This is a genomic window from Rhodovarius lipocyclicus (assembly GCF_009900765.1).
Taxonomy (GTDB): domain Bacteria; phylum Pseudomonadota; class Alphaproteobacteria; order Acetobacterales; family Acetobacteraceae; genus Rhodovarius; species Rhodovarius lipocyclicus.
The window spans coordinates 187,378-205,051 of sequence record NZ_JAAABL010000003.1 but is presented as its reverse complement, the minus strand read 5'-3'; the positions used below and the strand labels follow the sequence as shown (position 1 = coordinate 205,051).

The 17,674-nt window shown below is 67.8% G+C and carries 19 protein-coding genes; 6 read left to right on the top strand and 13 right to left on the bottom strand.

Translation table 11 applies throughout. The features are described 5' to 3' along the window. Nucleotides 1-44 precede the first annotated feature (44 nt). From GT007_RS06135 to GT007_RS06120, 4 genes are read left to right on the top strand one after another with little or no spacing between them, the layout of a single operon-like run. Nucleotides 45-1,595, top strand: coding sequence for an ABC transporter substrate-binding protein (locus tag GT007_RS06135; RefSeq protein ID WP_236571527.1), 1,551 nt, complete (start codon nucleotides 45-47; stop codon nucleotides 1,593-1,595). Further along, nucleotides 1,596-2,537, top strand: coding sequence for an ABC transporter permease (locus GT007_RS06130; RefSeq protein WP_160120694.1), 942 nt, complete (start codon nucleotides 1,596-1,598; stop codon nucleotides 2,535-2,537). Further along, the gene (locus GT007_RS06125) at nucleotides 2,534-3,397 is read left to right on the top strand and encodes an ABC transporter permease (protein WP_160120693.1); all 864 of its coding nucleotides are present in this window, start codon (nucleotides 2,534-2,536) and stop codon (nucleotides 3,395-3,397) included. Before GT007_RS06130 ends, GT007_RS06125 begins: the two co-directional genes overlap by 4 nt. A gap of 1 nt (nucleotide 3,398) precedes the next feature. Further along, the gene (locus tag GT007_RS06120; protein WP_160120692.1) at nucleotides 3,399-4,367 is read left to right on the top strand and encodes an ABC transporter ATP-binding protein; all 969 of its coding nucleotides are present in this window, start codon (nucleotides 3,399-3,401) and stop codon (nucleotides 4,365-4,367) included. Here GT007_RS06120 and GT007_RS06115 read toward each other — a convergent pair. The 13 genes from GT007_RS06115 to GT007_RS06055 form a co-directional block, all read right to left on the bottom strand. Continuing rightward, complete coding sequence (locus tag GT007_RS06115) at nucleotides 4,364-5,539, bottom strand: class I SAM-dependent rRNA methyltransferase (RefSeq protein ID WP_160120691.1); 1,176 nt, start codon at nucleotides 5,537-5,539, stop codon at nucleotides 4,364-4,366. The two genes, GT007_RS06120 and GT007_RS06115, sit on opposite strands and share 4 nt — an antisense overlap. 47 nt (nucleotides 5,540-5,586) lie before the next feature. Next, the gene (locus GT007_RS06110; protein WP_160120690.1) at nucleotides 5,587-5,823 is read right to left on the bottom strand and encodes a hypothetical protein; all 237 of its coding nucleotides are present in this window, start codon (nucleotides 5,821-5,823) and stop codon (nucleotides 5,587-5,589) included. 173 nt (nucleotides 5,824-5,996) lie between these two features. Next, nucleotides 5,997-7,388, bottom strand: coding sequence for an aspartate aminotransferase family protein (locus tag GT007_RS06105; protein ID WP_160120689.1), 1,392 nt, complete (start codon nucleotides 7,386-7,388; stop codon nucleotides 5,997-5,999). Nucleotides 7,389-7,461: 73 nt separating this feature from the next. Then, on the bottom strand, nucleotides 7,462-8,778 hold the full coding sequence (locus tag GT007_RS06100; RefSeq protein ID WP_160120688.1) for an NtaA/DmoA family FMN-dependent monooxygenase: 1,317 nt from the start codon (nucleotides 8,776-8,778) through the stop codon (nucleotides 7,462-7,464). A gap of 126 nt (nucleotides 8,779-8,904) precedes the next feature. Then, the gene (locus GT007_RS06095; RefSeq protein WP_160120687.1) at nucleotides 8,905-9,270 is read right to left on the bottom strand and encodes a HesB/IscA family protein; all 366 of its coding nucleotides are present in this window, start codon (nucleotides 9,268-9,270) and stop codon (nucleotides 8,905-8,907) included. 13 nt (nucleotides 9,271-9,283) lie between these two features. Then, complete coding sequence (locus tag GT007_RS06090; protein ID WP_236571526.1) at nucleotides 9,284-9,637, bottom strand: SUF system Fe-S cluster assembly protein; 354 nt, start codon at nucleotides 9,635-9,637, stop codon at nucleotides 9,284-9,286. Further along, complete coding sequence (gene sufU, locus GT007_RS06085) at nucleotides 9,630-10,097, bottom strand: Fe-S cluster assembly sulfur transfer protein SufU (RefSeq protein ID WP_160120686.1); 468 nt, start codon at nucleotides 10,095-10,097, stop codon at nucleotides 9,630-9,632. The genes GT007_RS06090 and sufU overlap by 8 nt, the downstream gene beginning before the upstream one ends. Continuing rightward, complete coding sequence (locus tag GT007_RS06080) at nucleotides 10,097-11,353, bottom strand: aminotransferase class V-fold PLP-dependent enzyme (RefSeq protein WP_160120752.1); 1,257 nt, start codon at nucleotides 11,351-11,353, stop codon at nucleotides 10,097-10,099. The genes sufU and GT007_RS06080 overlap by 1 nt, the downstream gene beginning before the upstream one ends. Beyond that, complete coding sequence (gene sufD, locus GT007_RS06075) at nucleotides 11,353-12,585, bottom strand: Fe-S cluster assembly protein SufD (protein WP_201451809.1); 1,233 nt, start codon at nucleotides 12,583-12,585, stop codon at nucleotides 11,353-11,355. The genes GT007_RS06080 and sufD overlap by 1 nt, the downstream gene beginning before the upstream one ends. Before the next feature lie 5 nt (nucleotides 12,586-12,590). Beyond that, entirely contained in the window at nucleotides 12,591-13,331 is a 741-nt protein-coding gene (gene sufC, locus GT007_RS06070) for a Fe-S cluster assembly ATPase SufC (RefSeq protein WP_160120684.1), read from the bottom strand. Further along, a complete protein-coding gene (sufB, locus tag GT007_RS06065; RefSeq protein WP_160120683.1) occupies nucleotides 13,331-14,827 on the bottom strand; it encodes a Fe-S cluster assembly protein SufB in 1,497 nt (498 codons plus the stop codon). The genes sufC and sufB overlap by 1 nt, the downstream gene beginning before the upstream one ends. A 15-nt stretch (nucleotides 14,828-14,842) precedes the next feature. Beyond that, the gene (locus GT007_RS06060) at nucleotides 14,843-15,292 is read right to left on the bottom strand and encodes an SUF system Fe-S cluster assembly regulator (protein WP_160120682.1); all 450 of its coding nucleotides are present in this window, start codon (nucleotides 15,290-15,292) and stop codon (nucleotides 14,843-14,845) included. A 57-nt stretch (nucleotides 15,293-15,349) separates the two neighbouring features. Further along, nucleotides 15,350-16,216, bottom strand: coding sequence for an amidohydrolase family protein (locus GT007_RS06055; protein ID WP_160120681.1), 867 nt, complete (start codon nucleotides 16,214-16,216; stop codon nucleotides 15,350-15,352). Nucleotides 16,217-16,300: 84 nt separating this feature from the next. Between GT007_RS06055 and GT007_RS06050 the strand changes: the two genes are divergently transcribed. After that, on the top strand, nucleotides 16,301-17,053 hold the full coding sequence (locus GT007_RS06050) for an SDR family oxidoreductase (protein ID WP_201451808.1): 753 nt from the start codon (nucleotides 16,301-16,303) through the stop codon (nucleotides 17,051-17,053). A gap of 11 nt (nucleotides 17,054-17,064) precedes the next feature. Next, on the top strand, nucleotides 17,065-17,652 hold the full coding sequence (locus GT007_RS06045) for a cysteine dioxygenase family protein (protein WP_160120680.1): 588 nt from the start codon (nucleotides 17,065-17,067) through the stop codon (nucleotides 17,650-17,652). Nucleotides 17,653-17,674: the final 22 nt, after the last annotated feature.

The window sequence follows — 17,674 nt, the reverse complement described above, 5'->3', positions numbered from 1 at the left end:
GATAATGGGGCCAATGCGCCCCCGCGAACGGGAGAGTGATGGGTATGAAGACGAAGCTTCTGGCGGCGCTCGCCGCCATGGTCCTAGGGGCGGCGCCGCTGGCCGCGCAGGCGCAGCAGGGCCCCACCCTGCGCGTGGGCATGGCGGCCCAGGATGTGGGGCGGCTGGACCCGCATTTCGCGGTCTCCACCATCGACCGCGTGGCCGTGGCCTGGATGTTCAACGGGCTGGTGCGCTTCCGCCCCGGTTCCATCAACCCCGCCGAGATCGAGCCCGACCTCGCCGAAAGCTGGGAAAGCAGCCCGGACGGCAAGGTCTGGACCTTCCGCCTGCGCCGTGGCGTGCAGTTCCATGGCGGCTTCGGCGAGATGACCGCCGATGACGTGGTGTTCAGCCTGCAGAAGGCCGCCAATGCCGGCAGCTCCGCCTTCAGCGCCGATTACCGCGCCTTCCAGTCGGTGGAGGCGGTGGACCCCTACACCGTGAGCATCACCCTGCGGGAAAATGTGCCGAGCCTGCTGGGCCTCGTGACCAACTATTCGGGCGGCTACATCGTCAGCCGGCGCGCGGTGGAACAGCGCGGCGCCGATTTCGCCCGCCAGCCCATCGGCACCGGCCCCTTCGCGCTGGAGCGCGTGACGCCGAACACGAGTGCCGAGATGGTGGCCAACCCGCAATATTACCGCGGCGCGCCGCAGATCGGCCGCATCTCCTACCGCTTCATCCCGTCCGATGCCTCGCGTGACCTGGCCTTCCAGAACCGCGAGCTGGACCTGAACTATGGCCGCGCGGACCAGACCTGGGTGAACCGCGCCCGCCAGGTGCCGGGCTCCACGGTGGATGTGTTCGAGCCGGGCGAGCTGACCATCCTCAGCCTCGATGTCTCCCGCCCGCCGTTCAACGACATCCGCGTGCGCCGGGCCTTCGCCCACGCCATCAACCGGCAGGAGATGGTGCGCTGGCGCGGGCCGGACGTGTCGCGTGAGGGCCTGTCGGTGGTCCCGCGCGGCTATCTGGGCTTCACGGCCGACAATGGCCTGCTGCCCTTCGACCAGGCGCGCGCCCGCGCCCTGCTGGCCGAGGCCGGCCACCCCAATGGCCTGACCGTGCGCGTGGTGCACACCCAACTGCCCGAGATGCTGAACGGCATGCAGGTGATCCAGCAGCAGCTGCGCCGCGTGGGCTTCACGCTGGACCTGCAGGTGGTGGAGCACGCGACCTTCCACCAGCAGATCCGCCAGAACCTGTCGCCGCTGGTCTATTACGCGGCCGCGCGCTTCCCGGTGGCGGATATCTTCCTCAGCCAGTTCTTCCACAGCCGCTCGATCCCCGGCACGCCCACGGCGGTGACCAACTTCTCCCACTGCAATGTGGCGGACAGCCAGATCGACGCCGCGCGGGTTTCCACCAACCGCGAGGAGCAGCTGCGCCTGTGGGCCGAGGCCCAGCGCCTGCTGGTGGAGAATGTCTGCGCCGTGCCGGTGATGGAGACGCTGCTGGTCTTCGCGCGCCGCAACAACCTCGACTACGGCTATGAGCTGAAAGGTTCCATGAGCCTCGGCCCGCTGATCACCGAGCAGACGCGGCTGAACTGAATGATCGGCTTCATCCTCCGGCGATTGCTCGCCTCCATCCCCACGCTGCTCGCGGTGCTGACGCTGGTGTTCATCATCGTGCGCGTGGTGCCGGGCGACCCTGCCCTGGTCATCCTGGGTGATCAGGCAACGCCGGAGGCGGCAGCCGCTCTGCGCGCCCGGCTCGGCCTGGATGTGCCGATCCTGACGCAATATGTCCGCTTCCTGGGCGCCGCGCTGACGGGCGATATCGGCACCTCCATGGTCTCCGGCAGGCCGGTGTTCGAGGAGGTGGGCGCGGTGCTGCCGCACACCATCGACCTCACCATCGCCTCCATGATCCTGGGCATCGTGGTGGGGGTGCCGGTGGGCATCTGGGCGGCACTGCACCGCAATGGCCCGATCGACGTGGCGGCGCGGCTGCTCTCGCTGATCGGGCTGTCGTTTCCGGTCTTCGTGTCGGGCATCTTCCTGCTGATCGGCTTCGCGCTGCATCTGCGCTGGTTCCCGGTCATCGGTCAGGCGGACCTCAGTGACATGGGCGACCGCATCCACAAGCTGATCCTGCCCGCGATCACGCTGGGGCTGGTCATGGCCGCCTACATCACGCGCGTGACGCGCAGCGCCATGCTGGCTTCGCTGAGCGAGGACTACATCCGCACCGCGCGCGCCAAGGGCGTGCCCTGGCGGCGGGTGGTGTGGGTGCATGGGCTGCGCAATGCGTCGCTGCCGGTGGTGACCGTGGTCGGCCTCTATGTCGGCATCCTGATCGGCAACTCGGTGCTGACCGAGATCGTCTTCAACCGCCCAGGTCTGGGCAAGGTCATCGTGGGGGCGCTGAACCAGCGCGACTACACGATGCTGCAGGGGCTGATGGTGATCTACTGCTTCCTGATCGTGGTGGTGAACCTCATCACCGATCTGCTCTATGGCGTGCTCGACCCGCGGGTGAAGGCGGCATGAGCGCCACCGTGAGCCAGCCCTCGCCCCTGCGCCGCGCCGCCCAACGGGCGCTGGCCAACCCCACCACCACGCTGGGTGCCGTGATCGTGCTGCTGATCGTGCTGGGGGCGGTGTTCGCGCCCTTCATCACGCCGCATGACCCGACCGAGCAGGACATCATCAGCCGCCTGCAAGCGCCCAGCGCCGATTACTGGCTGGGCACGGACCAGTTCGGGCGGGATATCTTCTCGCGCCTGCTGTATGGCGCGCGCATCTCGCTGGTGGTGTCGCTGGGCGCCATCGCGGTGTCGATCGTGATCGGCGGCATCATCGGCATGGTCTCAGGCTATGTCGGCGGCAAGTTCGACCTGATCGTGATGCAGGCGATGGATGTGCTGCTGTCCTTCCCCAGCCTGATCCTGGGCCTGATCGTGGTGGCGCTGCTGGGGCCGGAGCTGGTGAACCTGGTGATCGCCATCGCGCTGACGGCCATCGCTCCCTTCGCCCGCATCGCCCGCGCGCCCACCATGGCGCTGAAGGAGCGTGCCTTCGTCGAGGCCGGGCACGCGCTGGGCTACAGCCACACGCGCATCATCTTCCTGCACATCCTGCCCAATATCCTGTCCGAGCTGATGGTGATGGGCAGCCTGTGGATGGCCACCGCCGTGCGCGTGGAGGCCTCGCTGTCCTTCATCGGCCTGGGCGTGAAGCCGCCGACGCCCACCTGGGGCGGCATGACGCGCGACGGGTTCGAGAACATCCTGGATGCGCCCTGGCTCGCGATCTTCCCGGGCGTTGCCATCCTGCTGCTGGTGCTGGGGCTGAACATGGTGGGCGACGGGCTGCGCGACGCGACCGACCCCAAGCTGCGGAACGAATGACATGACCGAACCGCTGCTCTCCGTCAGGGGCCTGTCCAAGCACTTCACCGTCCGCAAGGGCTTCCCGAAGCCCAAGACCACCGTGATCCGCGCCGTCGAGGACGTGTCGCTGACCATCAACCCCGGCGAGGCCTTCGGGCTGGTGGGGGAATCGGGCTGCGGCAAATCCACCGCCGCCCGCGCCCTGCTGCGCCTGGTCGAGCCCGATGGCGGCGACGTGCGCTTCGCCGGCCAGGATGTGCGCGCGGCCCGCGGCAAGGATCTGATCGCCCTGCGCCGACGCATGCAGATCGTGTTCCAGGATCCCTACTCCTCGCTGGACCCACGCCAGTCCATCGGCTCCGCCCTGACCGAGCCCATGCGCGTGCATGGCCTGGCGCGCGGTGAGGAGGCGAAGAAGCGCGCCCTGGCCCTACTGGAGGAAGTGGGCCTGCCGCCCAACGCCTATGACCGCTACCCGCATGAGTTTTCGGGCGGGCAGCGCCAGCGCATCGGTATCGCCCGCGCGCTGACGCTGGAACCGGAGCTGATCGTGGCCGATGAGCCGGTCTCGGCGCTGGATGTGTCGGTGCAGGCGCAGGTGCTGCTGCTGCTGCGGGAATTGCGGCAGCGGCGCGGCCTCGCCTTCCTGTTCGTCAGCCACGATCTGTCGGTGGTGCGCTGGTTTTGCGACCGGGTGGCGGTGATGTATCTGGGCCGGATCGTGGAGGAAGGGCCTGTCGCGCGCGTGCTGGCCCAGCCGCTGCACCCCTATGCGCGGATGCTGCGCGATGCCTCGCCGGAGCCCGACCCGGCGCTGCGCGGCGCGCTGCCGCGCATCCTGGGGGAAATCCCCTCAGCGGCGGCCCCGCCGCCGGGCTGCCCGTTCCATCCGCGCTGCGTGCACGCCATGCCGGAATGCAGCGTGACCCTGCCGAAGCTGCGGGCGATGCCCGAGGGCGGCTCGGTCGCCTGCCACCTGTACGGTTAATCCAGGGCGTAGAGCAGCGCCTTGAGATAGGCGCTTTCGGGCAGCATCGGGTGCACGGGGTGGTCCACCCCTGCCCCGCCCTGGAACAATTGCCGCGCATCCCGGCGGGCGCGCCAGATGCCATGCGCCACCGCATCGGCATAGGCCGCGGGCGCCACATGGTGCGAGCAACTGGCCATGAACAGGATGCCGCCCGGCGAGACCAGCTGCGCCGCCAGCCGCGCCAGCCGGGCATAGGCGCGCAGGGCGGGCTGTTCATCCTTGCGGGCCTTGGCGAAGGCGGGCGGGTCGGCCACCACCACGTCGAAACGCCGGCCTTCGTTCACCCAGCGCTCCAGCACCTCCAGCGCCTCGCCGCGCACCGACTCGACCTGGCTCAGCCCATGGGCCTGGGCGGTGCGGGTGGCCAGCACCAGCGCGGGCTCCGAGCGGTCCAGCAGCGTGACGTGCCGCGCGCCTGCCGCGGCCGCCGCCAGCCCGAAGCCGCCCGTGTGGCAGAAGGCATCCAGCATGGTAGCGCCGTTGCACAGGGCCGCGACGCGGGCCCGGTTCTCCCGCTGGTCATGGAACCAGCCGGTCTTCTGGCCACCGGTCAGGTCCAGCTCGAAGCGGATGGCGCCCTCGGCCACATGGGCGGTGCCGCCTTCCCCATGCAGGGTGGTGACGGCTTCCTCCAGCCCCTCCAGCTTGCGGACGGGGCTGTCATTGCGGGCGATGACCAGGCGCGGGTCGATCAGGGCGCGCAGGGCGGCCAGGATGTGCGGAGTCGCCGCCTCCATGCCGGCCGTGTTGGCCTGCAGCGCCACGGCATCGCCGTGCCGGTCGATGATCAGGCCCGGCAGGCCATCGGCCTCGGCATGCACCAGCCGGTAATGGGGGGAAGGCAGCAGGCGTTCGCGCAGCGCCAGCGCCCGGCCGATTCGGGCCTGATACCAGGCGGCATCGGGGATGGCGTTCGGGTCGCGGTCCAGGACTCGCGCGGCGATCAGGCTGTGCGGGTTGAAATGCCAGACGCCGTGCTTCACGCCGTCATCGCCCTCCAGCCGCACGGGCGTGCCGGCGGGCAGGGCCCGCAATTCGGCGGACATGGCGATTTCGTTGGAAAACGCCCAGGGGTGGCCAGCCTTGACGCGACGGTCACGGCCCGGCAGCAGACGGATCAGGGGAAGCATGCCGGGCTTATGTGGCCCTGCCCGGCCTTAGGCAAGTGCTTGAAGGATCAGCAGTCGCAGCCACGGGTAGGGCCGCTGCTGGCGCGCACCACATGGTGGTCGATCCATTCCGCCACCAGACGGCGCGCCTCATCCACCGAGGCCTCCGGGTGGTGCACGCGATACAGCGTCGTGCAGGCCTGGAAAGCCGGAACATCCTGGGAGCCAGCCTCACGCAGCTCACGATAGGCGGTGACGACGGCGCGTTCGCAGCGGCGGGCGATATAGCTGTAATCGCGGCCCATGTGTCCCTCGGTGGCTGGCCCGCCGATGGTCGGGCGGGGTGGCGTTGCGAATGTCAGTTGCAGTTGCGAATTACTCTCAACTTGGAAAAAAGATAGCACATCTGAACCGTCATTCAAGTGTGGATCGGGCCGGGAGAAGGCTCCGAGAAACCTCCCCCCGGGCCCGCTTCGCCTCACACGATGGTGAAGCCTTCGCGGCGCAGTTCCACCGCCAGCTTGTCCAGCGCGCGGGTCAGGCCGGACATCATTTCCTCCACCTCCTGCTCGTTGATCACCAGCGGGGGGGAGAAGGCCAGGCCGTCGCCGGGCAGGATGCGGAAGATCAGGCCCTCGGCCTCGCACAGCTTGGCGGCGCGGCCGGCCACCTTGCGGGCGGGGTCGAAGTTCTTCTTGGTGGCCTTGTCCTCCACCAGCTCGATCGCGCCGATCAGGCCCACGCCGCGCGCATCGCCCACCAGCGGGTGGCTGGCCAGCTTCTGGATGGCGGCCTGCATCAGGGGCGCCACCTTCTTCACATGGCCCACGATGTCCATCTCGTCGTAGATCTTCAGCGTCTCGACCGCGACGGCCGCCGACACCGGATGGCCGGAGTAGGTGTAGCCATGGCCGAAGGTGCCGATGGAATGGCTGCCATCGGCCAGGCCCTGATAGACCTTGTCGTTGATCAGCACCGCCGAGATCGGCAGGAAGGAGGAGGACAGCGCCTTGGCGCAGGTCAGGATGTCCGGCTCGATGCCCATGGTGGTGCAGCCCCAGTATTCACCGGTGCGCCCGAAGCCGCAGATCACCTCATCGGCGACCACCAGCACGTCGTACTTGCGCAGGACGGCCTGGATCTTCGCGTAATAGGTCTTGGGCGGCACGATCACGCCGCCGGCGCCCATCACGGGTTCCATGAACATGGCGGCGATGGTCTCGGGGCCCTCGCTCAGGATCAGGGCTTCCAGCTCATCGGCGCAGCGGGTCGCGAAGTCTTCCTCGGTCTCGCCGGGGCGGCCTTCGTGATAGTAATGCGGCGTGGTGGTGTGCAGGATGCCCGCGATCGGCAGGTCGAACAGCTTGTGGTTGTTCGGCAGCCCGGTCAGGGAGGCGGAGCCGATGGTCACGCCATGATAGCCCTTGATGCGGGCGATGATCTTCTTCTTCTGCGGGCGGCCGATGGCGTTGTTGTAGTACCAGATCATCTTCATGGCGGTGTCGTTGGCTTCCGACCCGCTGTTGCAGAAGAAGGCCTTGCTCATCGGCACCGGCGCACGCTCGATCAGCATCTCCGACAGATCGATCATCGGTTCGTGCGCCTTGCTGGTGAAGGCGTGGTAGAAGGGCAGCTTGCGCATCTGCGCGGTCGCGGCCGCCACCAGACGCTCGTTCGAGAAGCCGAGCGCCGCGCACCACAGCCCCGCCACCGTGTCGATATAGGACTTGCCCTGGTCATCCCACACGCGCACCCCCTCGCCGCGGGTGATGATCATGGGACCGCCCTGCTCATGGGCGCGGGCATCGGTGTAGGGGTGCAGCGCATACGCGACATCGCGGGTTGCGGAGCTATTGCGCGGAGGCGTCATCGGGGCCGGTCCTGACAAGTAAGGGAGGCGTAAATGCTAGACCCGCCTCCCCTGCCCTTGAACCCCCGGAACGTCAGAACTCCCGGAGATTTTCCCGGAATGTGGCGTGCGCATACTCCTTGCGCACCAGGTTGCGTGCCTGCAAGGCAGGCACCAGCCCGTCCACCACCTCGGCCACCACGCGGCGGCTGGTGTCGTTGGTGGTGATGAGGAAGCCGTCGCCGCCCACTTCCTCGATCACCTCGCCCATCTGGGCGGCCACCGAGTCACAGGTGCCGACCAGCGGCACGGAGCCCGAATTGCCGCGATAGGACAGCATGGCCTCCCGCAGGGTCTTCTTGCCGGCGTTGCGCTTGAAATCGTCCAGCGACTGCTGGTGGCCATTGGTGGTCAGCGTCATCTCGGCCACCGGCATGTCCAGGTCATAGGCCGCGAAGTTGATGTTCGTGGTCTTGCCGAAATGGGCCATCAGCTGCGGCAGGCCGGCCTCGGCGCGGGCCAGGCGCTGTTTCTGGCGCAGCTGGGCCTCCTCCTCCGTCTCACCCAGCACGGGGGTGACGAGCCACAGCAGCTTCACATGGTCGGGGTTGCGCCCCGAGGCCACGGCGGCGGCCCGCACATCGTCGCGGAAGGCCTTCATGGCGGCCGTGCCCTTCACGCTGGCCACCACCGTATCGGCATGGGTGCCCGCGAACTGCTTGCCGCGCGGGGAGCCGCCGGCCTGGGCGATCACCGGGCGGCCCTGCACGCAGGGGCCGGAATTCAGCGGGCCGCGCGTCTTGAACCATTTGCCGTTGAAGTCAGTGTGGCGGACCTTGGTGTGGTCGGCGAAGACGCCGCTGGCGGTATCGGCCAGGATCGCGTCCTTGTCCCAGCTGTCCCACAGCATGTTGGTGGCGGCGATGTATTCCTCGGCCATCTCATAGCGCAGGTCATGGTCGGGCATGCCCGGCATGCCGTAGTTCATGGCCGCGAAATCGCTGCTGCCGGTCACCAGGTTCCAGCCGATGCGCCCGGCCGAGACCTGGTCCAGCGTCGCCACCAGCCGCGCCAGCAGATAGGGCGGATAGGCGAAGGTGGAGAGCGTGGGCACAATGCCGATGCGGCTGGTCGCCGCCGCCATCAGCGTGGCGACGATGGACGGGTCCTGACGGGGCACGGACAGCGCGCTCTGCAGGTACAGCTCCCGCGAATTGCCGTAGCTTTCGCCGACATAGGAGCTGTCCTCGATCAGGATATAGTCGAAGCGGCCGCGTTCCAGGTGGCGGGCCATGTCAACGAACAGATCCGGCTGGCGCCAGTCGCGCCCGATGGCCCCCGTGAAGGGCTCGCCCCAGGCCTGCGCCGAGGACCCCTGCAAAAACCAGCCGAGGTGAAATTTCTTGGCCATGTGCCATTCCCTATCTCTCGGGGCGGAATGGCAGCGCGGAACGGGCTGGCTGGCCAGCCCCCTGTCGGACAATCCCGGCCCCGGAACGGGCGGCTACTGCCCCCTCAGGGGGCAGATGGCGGAAGTTTAGACGTGGAAGCTTTCGCCACAGCCGCACCGCCCCTTCTCATTCGGGTTGGTGAAGGTGAAGCCCTGGCTCATCGCCTTGATCTCGTAGTCCATGGTGGTGCCGATCAGGAACAGCGTCGCCTTGCGGTCCACCAGGATGGTCAGGCCCTTGTCCGTCACGCGCTCATCGTTCGGGCCCTGGGCGTCCACGAAGTCCAGATCATAGGCCATGCCGGAGCAGCCCTTGGTCTTCAACCCGATGCGCAGCAGCTTGCCGGCCTCGGCATGGGTATACAGCCCGGACAGGCGCTCGGCCGCCGCGTCCGAGATGCGGATCAGCGGGGGCAATTCGCGGGTGCGGGGCTTTTCAGTCGTCGTGCTCACGCTGGCCACCTCCTCAATACATGTTCAGGGCGAGGCGGGCGTCCTCGCTCATCCGGCTCTGGTCCCAGGGCGGATCCCAGACGACCTCGACATCGCAATCCGTAACGCCATGGACCTGCCGGACGGCTTCCTGCGCCATGCCGGGCAGTTCCTGCGCCGAGGGGCAGGATGGCGTGGTGAGGGTCATTTCCACCTTCACCTTGCCGTCATCCCCGATCTCGATCGCGTAGACGAGGCCGAGCTCATAGATGTCCACCGGGATTTCCGGATCATACACGGTCTTGAGCGCCGCGATCACGCCTTCTTCGGTCAGGCGCGGATGCTCCTCGCCTTCGGGGGTCCAGGAGGACACGCTGGGTTCACTCACTGCTCGCCTCCTTGCCCTGGTTGTCCAGGGCGGAATTCAGCGTGTGCCAGGCGAGCGTCGCGCATTTCACCCGGCTGGGGAATTCATGCACGCCCGAGAGCGGGGCCAGGCGTTCCATCTCATCCTCCAGCCCCGCCGCGCAGTGCGGGCAGGTGCCGGTCATGGCCAGCTCGCGGAACTGCTCGCCCAGCTTGTGGGCGTCGGCGACCGACTTGCCCTTCACCGTCTCGGTCATCAGGCTGGCGCTGGCCATGCTGATGGCGCAGCCCCGGCCCTGGAAGGCCGCGTCGGCGATGGTGCCGTCCTCGTTCAGCGCCAGCCACAGCTCCATCTTGTCGCCGCAGAGCGGGTTGTCGCCGCGGGCGTGATGGGTGCCGTTTTCCAGCCGCCGGAAATTCCGGGGCTTGCGGCCGTGGTCCAGGATGACTTCCTGATACAGGTCTCGCAGATCATCGAACATCAGGCGAAAAACCTCCGTGCCGAGGCCAGTGCCTCGGCCAGGTAATCGATCTCGGCCTTCGTGGTGTAGAGGCCGAAGCTGGCGCGGCAGGTCCCGGCCCCGGCGCCGAGGCGCTCATGCAGCGGCTCGGTGCAATGGCGCCCGGCCCTGACCGCGATGCCGGCCCGGTCCAACAGGGTCGAAAGGTCATGGGCATGCGCGTTATCGAGAGCGAAGGCGAACACCCCGCCGCGATCCTGCGCCTTGCCATAGATAGTGAGGCCCTCGACATGCGGAAGGGTCGCCATGGCGTGATCGACCAGGGCGCGTTCATGCGCCTCGATCGCGGGCAGGCCGATGGCCTCCACATAGTCGATGGCGGCGTGCAGGCCCACGGCCTCGATGATCGGCGGCGTGCCGGCCTCGAACTTCGCGGGGGGCTCGGCCCAGGTCGTGCGCTCGAAGGTGACACTGGCGATCATGTCGCCGCCGCCCAGGAAGGGGGGCATCGCCTTCTGCAAGGCGGCGCGGGCATACAGCACGCCGATGCCGGTCGGCCCATACAGCTTGTGGCCGGTGAAGCAGTAGAAATCGGCGTCGATCGCCTGCACATCCACCCGGCGGTGCACGGCGGCCTGGCTGCCGTCGAACAACACCTTCGCGCCGGCCTCATGCGCCATGCGGGCGATCAGGGTGGCGGGCGTCACGCTGCCCAGCACGTTGGACATGTGGGTGACGGCGACGAGGCCCACCTTCCCATCCGCCAGCAGCTCGGCCAGGTGGTTCAGGTCCAGCTCGCCGGCATCGGTGATGCGGCACACGCGCAGTTCGGTGCCGTGCCCGTCGCGCAGCATCTGCCAGGGCACCAGATTGGCGTGGTGCTCCATCTCGCTGATCACCACCGCCTGGCCGGGCTTCATGATGCCCCGGCCATAGCTGTGCGCCACCAGGTTGATCGCCATGGTGGAGTTGGAGGTGAAGATGATGTCCTCGGGCCGGGGCGCGTTGAGGAAACGCGCGCAGGCGGCGCGCGCGGCCTCATAGGCGGCGGTGGCCGTCTCGCTCAGGTGATAGGCGCCGCGATGCACGTTGGCGTAGGCGGTCTCCATGGTGCGGATCATGGTGTCGATCACCTGGCGCGGCTTCTGGGCGGAGGCACCGCTGTCCAGGAACACCAGTTTCTTGCCGCGATGCTCGGTCGCGAGGATCGGGAAGTCGGCACGGATGCGCTCGACATCGAAATCCGCTTCCCCCCTGGGGTTCACCGCGCCGTCCATCACGCCGCCATCTCCCGCCACCAGCCCATCACCGCCTCATCCAGCGCGGCGCGGCAGGTCTCGTCGGCCACGCCATCCACCGCCTCGGTCAGGAAGGCCTGCACCAGCATGGCGCGGGCTTCCTTCTCGGGGATGCCGCGAGAGCGCAGGTAGAACAGCTGCGCCTCGTCCAGCGCGCCCACCGTGGCGCCATGGCTGCACTTCACGTCATCCGCGTAGATTTCAAGCTGCGGCTTGGCATCCATTTCCGCATCCTCCGAGAGGAGGAGCGCCTGGTTCATCTGGTAGCCATCGGTGCGCTGCGCCGCCTGGCTGACCAGGATCTTACCCTGGAACACCCCGCGAGAGCGCCCGGCCAGCACCGTCTTGTAGGTCTGGCGGCTGGCGCAATCGGGCGCGGCATGGTGCAGGAAGGTGGTGCTGTCCGCATGGCGGCCATCGCCCACCAGCTGCGCGCCATTCATGTGGCAGGCGGCCTTGGGGCCTTCCAGCGCGGCATGGATCTCGTTGCGGGCCAGCTTCGCCCCGGCATTCAGGGTGAAATTGTCATAGGTGCCGCCGGCGGCGATGCGCGCATGCACCGAGGACAGGAAATAGGCCGAACCGCCTTCCTGCTGGATGCGGGTGTGGGCGCAGGTGGCACCTTCGCCCACCACCACCTCGAAGACCGGGTTGTGCAGATAGGCCACGCCATCCGGCCCCTGGCAGGTTTCCAGCAGGGTCACGCTGGCCCCCTGCCCCAGCCGCAGCACATGGCGCGGATGGAAGGCGATGGGGCCGGCGGCCTCGGTGACGATGCTGACCAGCTCGATCAGCCCGGCCTGCTCGCCGGCGGGGATGTCCAGGAACATCCCGTCCTCGGCCAGGGCGGCGTTCAGGGCCGCGACCGGGGTGACGGCGCTGTTTTCCACCGTGCCCAGCACGGCGGCGGCATCGGACAGTGGGCGCGGCGGCAGGGTCGAGAGATCGGCGCGCAGCAACCCATCCACGAAGACCAGCCGGGCGCGGCCGCGCGGCGCGGGCAGCGCGGGGCGGGCCAGGGCCGCGGGGGCGGCGCCGAATTCGGCGCGCGCGATCGGCGACAGGTCGGTGTATTTATAGGCCTCGGCGCGGCGGGTCGGCAGGCCGGACTTCGCCAGCGCATCCAGCCCCTGGCGGCGCAGGGCGCCGGCCCAGGCGGGGGTCGCCAGCGCCTCCGCCCGGCGCAGGAAGGCCTCGGCGTTGTTGCTCATGGCATTCACGCCGCGACCTCGGCATAGCCGTGGGCTTCCAGCTCCAGCGCCAGCTCCTTGCCGCCGCTTTTCACGATGCGGCCGTTCACCAGCACATGCACGCGGTCGGGCACGATGTAGTTCAGCAGCCGCTGGTAATGGGTGATCACCAGCGCCGAGAAGCCCGGGCCCCGCAGGGCGTTCACGCCGTCGGAGACGATCTTCAGCGCGTCGATGTCGAGGCCGCTGTCGGTTTCGTCCAGAATGGCGAGGCTGGGGTTCAGCAGCGCCATCTGCAGCACTTCGTTGCGCTTCTTCTCGCCGCCCGAAAAGCCGACATTCACGCCGCGCTTCAGCATGTCCTCGGGCATCGACAGCTCCTTCATCCGGCCCCGGGCCAGCTTCAGGAACTGCATCGCGTCCAGCTCCGGCTCGCCCCGCTGGCGGCGGATGGCGTTCAGCGCGGTGCGCAGGAAGGTGGCGTTGCCCACGCCCGGCAGTTCGACCGGGTACTGGAAGGCCAGGAACAGGCCGGTGGCCGCGCGTTCCTCGGGCTCCATCGCCAGCAGGTCCTTGCCGTGGAAGGTCACGGAGCCGCCGGTGATCTCATAGCCCTCACGGCCCGACAGCACGTAGGAAAGCGTGGATTTGCCCGCGCCGTTCGGGCCCATGATGGCATGCACCTCGCCGGCCGGAACCTCCAGGTCCAGGCCCTTGAGGATCTGCTTGCCATCGATCTCGGCGGTCAGCCCTTCAATCTTCAACATTAACCAACACTCCCTTCCAGGCTGATCTGCAGCAGTTTCTGCGCCTCGACCGCGAATTCCATCGGCAGTTCCTTCAGGACCTCCCGGCAGAAGCCGTTCACGATCATGCCCACGGCCTCCTCCTCCGACAGGCCGCGCTGGCGGCAGTAGAACAATTGATCCTCGGCGATGCGGCTGGTGGTCGCCTCATGCTCGGTCTTGGCCGACATGCAGCGGTTCTCGATGTAGGGCACGGTGTGCGCGCCGCACTGGTCGCCGATCAGCAGGCTGTCGCACTGGGTGAAGTTGCGCGCGCCGGTGGCCTTGGCGCCGATGCGCACCAGGCCGCGATAGGTGTTCTGCCCGAACCCCGCGCTGATGCCCTTGCTGACGATGGTGCTGCGCGTGTTCTTGCCGATGTGGAACATCTTGGTCCCGGTATCGGCCTGCTGGCGGTTGTTGGTGATCGCCACCGAGTAGAATTCGCCCACGCTGTCATCGCCCTGCAGGATGCAGGAGGGATACTTCCAGGTGATCGCCGAGCCGGTTTCCACCTGCGTCCAACTCACCTTGCTGCGCTTGCCGCGGCAGGCCGCGCGCTTGGTGACGAAGTTGTAGATGCCGCCCTTGCCCTCGGCATCGCCGGGGTACCAGTTCTGCACCGTGGAATACTTGATGGAGGCATCGTCCAGCGCCACCAGCTCCACCACCGCCGCGTGCAGCTGGTTCTCGTCGCGCATGGGGGCCGTGCAGCCCTCCAGATAGCTGACCGTGCTGCCCTCATCGGCGATGATCAGGGTGCGCTCGAACTGGCCGGTGCTCTTCGCGTTGATGCGGAAATAGGTGGACAGCTCCATCGGGCAGCGCACGCCCTTGGGGATGTAGACGAAGCTGCCATCGGTGAAGACGGCACTGTTCAGGGCCGCGAAGAAATTATCCGCCTGCGGCACCACGCTGCCCAGATACTGGCGCACCAGATCGGGGTGGTTCTGCACCGCCTCGGAGATGGCGCAGAAGATGATGCCTTCCTTCTCCAGCCGGCCCTTGAAGGTGGTGGCGACGGAGACACTGTCGAACACCGCGTCGATGGCGATCGGCAGACGGCCATCGGCGGGGCTTTCGCCCGCGCCCTCGACACCGGCCAGGATCGCCTGCTCCTTCAGCGGGATGCCGAGCTTGGCGTAGGTCTTCAGCAGCTCGGGATCGACCTCGTCCAGGCTCTTGGGCCCGGCCTTCTGGACCGGGGCGGCGTAGTAATACGCATCCTGGTAGTCGATGGGCGGATAGTTCACGGCCGCCCAATCGGGCTCCTTCATGGTCTTCCACAGAGCGAAGGCCTTCAGGCGCCATTCCAGCAGCCACTCGGGCTCATTCTTCTTCTTGGAAATGAAGCGGACGATATCCTCATTCAGCCCCTTGGGAGCGAATTCCATTTCGATATCGGTCTCGAAGCCCCATTTGTAGCCGCCTTCGGCCACGGACTGAACGGTTTCGATGGTCTCGGTCACAGCAGGCATGTGTCAGGGCCCCGTTCAGAAGTTCAGTACAGCGGCGGCGCATTGCCGCGCGGGTGGCGTGTTGGCAAGCTGGGCCACGGTAACCCCGGCCAGCGCATCGCGAATGGCACGGTTCACCGGGTCCCACCGGCCCCGCACCGGGCAGCAGCCCTCGGACTCGCAGCCGCCCGCCGCGCCATCGACGCAGGCGGTCAGCGCGATCGGCCCCTCGAAGGCCGTGATGACGTCGGACAGGGGGATGCATTCCAGCGTGCGGGAGAGGCGGTAGCCGCCGCGCGCGCCGCGCAGCCCTTCCACCAGACCGGCTTGGGCCAGGATCTTCAGCACCTTGGCCACGGTGGGTTCCGCCAGGCCACTGGCCAGCGCCAGCTCCGGCACCGCCGTGACCCGGCCGGCCGCGTTCGCCTGGCCCAGACGGGCCAGAACGACGATCGCGTAATCGGTCAGTTTGGATAGCCGCAGCAAGGCATCCTCCTTCGCTGCGGCTCAAATAGGACTTTTGGCGTCCTGTTTCCAGCCCTCTCAGGCGCGGAAATACAAAGCGGAGGCGTTATCCACCAGAATTCTTTGACGGTCGAGCGGGTTCGGGAACCAATCGGCCAGCCAATCGAGCAGAACGGCGTCGTCATACATGTCCGCCGCGTTCTGCACCTGGGTGTGCGGCCAGTCGCTGCCCCAGACGCAGCGGTCGGGCCGGGCGGCGTAAAAGGCACGCGCCAGCGGGGCCAGATCCGTCCAGGGCGGGGCGGAGGCGCGATAGCCCGACAGCTTCACCCAGGCCTTCCCGCCTTCCAGCAGGGCCAGCACGGCGCGGGCGGTGGGGCCGTCGGGCCCCTCGGCCGCGGGGGCGCCGGCCATGTGGTCCAGCACCACCTCCACCGGCAACCGGGCCAGGGTGGGGGCCATGGCCAGCATGGCGTCGCTCTTGGCATAGATCTGGATATGCCAGCCCAGGGGCGCGATGCGGGCGGCCAGGGCCTCCAGCTGCGCCACCGGGGTGCCATTGCCGCTGACGGCGTTGAAGCGCACGCCGCGCGCGCCCCGGGCGTGCATGGCGCGCAGCTCGGCCTCGGTCACGCTGTCATCGACCACCACCACGGCGCGGGCGCGCTCGATCCCGAAGCCCTTCACCGCATCCAGCGTGACGGCATTGTCGGTGCCCGAGACACTGGCCTGCACCACCACCATGCGCTCCAGCCCCAGCTTTTCCGCCATGGACAGGTAATGCGGGATGGTCGCGGGCGGGGGCGTGTAGGGGCGCGTGGGGCTCAGCGGATAGGCCTCATAGGGGCCGAAAATGTGGAAATGGCAGTCGCAGGCGCGCGCCGGGGCCCGCCAGCGCGGCGTGCCGGTCACTTCCAGCGCGGGCACGCAATCATATTCGTACATTCGTTTCCTCCGGTCGCGGGCGGCCAGCTTGCGGCCCGGCCCGCATCGAAGCAACCTGCCCGCCGACATCCGGAGGAGATCGACATGGCACAAAAAATCGCGGTGGTGACGGGCGCTGGCACCGGCATCGGGCGCTCGACGGCGCTGGCGCTGCTGGCGGCGGGGTATGGGGTGGCGCTGCTGGGCCGCCGGATCGAGGCGCTGGAGGAGACCCAATCCCTGGCCGGCGCGAATGCCGCCAACGCCCTGCCGATCGCGGCCGATGTGTCCAAGCCCGAGGCCGTGGAGGCCGCCTTCGCCCAGGTGAAGGCCAAGTGGGGCCGGCTGGACCTGCTGTTCAACAATGCCGGCTTGAACGCCCCCGGCGTGCTGTTCGAGGACCTGCCCGCCGACAAGTGGATGGAGATCGTGGCGGTGAACCTGACGGGCAGCTTCCTGTGCGCCCAGGCCGCCTTCCGCATCATGAAGGAGCAGTCGCCCCAGGGCGGGCGCATCATCAACAATGGCAGCATCAGCGCGCACACCCCACGCCCGGACAGCGCGCCCTATACCGCCACCAAGCACGCCATCACGGGTCTGACGAAATCCCTGATGCTGGATGGCCGGAAATACGACATCGTCGCCGGGCAGATCGACATCGGCAACGCCGCGACGCCCATGACCCAGCGCATGCAGCGCGGCGTGAAGCAGGCCGACGGCACCGTGGCGGTGGAACCCACCATGGATGTGGACAATGTCGGCCGCGCCATCGTCTTCATGGACAGCCTGGACCTGAGCGCCAACATTTTCACCATGACCATCAAGGCCAGCAAGATGCCCTTCGAGGGCCGTGGCTGAGGAGCAAGAGCATGAGCACCGCCAAGCTGCGCGATTTCATCGCCGCCATGACCGAACTGGCCGGCCAGGGCCTGACCGAGGCCCCGCTGCTGGACAAGGCCAAGCCCCTGCTGGCCGCCCTGGTCGCCCAGGATGACTGGCTGCCCGAGGATTTCGCCAAGCCGAACCCCGAGCGCTACAGCCAGTACCTGCTGCATTGCGACCCGCTGGAACGCTTCAGCGTGGTCAGCTTCGTCTGGGGGCCCGGCCAGCGCACGCCCATCCATGACCACATGGTGTGGGGGCTGATCGGCATGCTGCGCGGGGCGGAGGTCTCGACCGGCTTCGCGCTGAAGGACGGCAAGCCGGTGGTCGAGGGCACGCCCATCACCCTGAAGCCCGGCGATGTGGAGGCCGTCTCCCCCACCATCGGGGACATCCATGTGGTGGAGAACGCGTTCCAGGACCGCGCCTCCATCAGCATCCATGTCTATGGCGGCAATATCGGCGCGGTGAAGCGCCATGTGTTCACGCCGGAAGGCGAGACCAAGGCCTTCATCTCCGGCTATTCCAATCAGGTGGTGCCGAATTTGTGGGACCGCTCGAAAGAGGCGGCCTGAATCGAAGCGGGGGGGCGTTTCC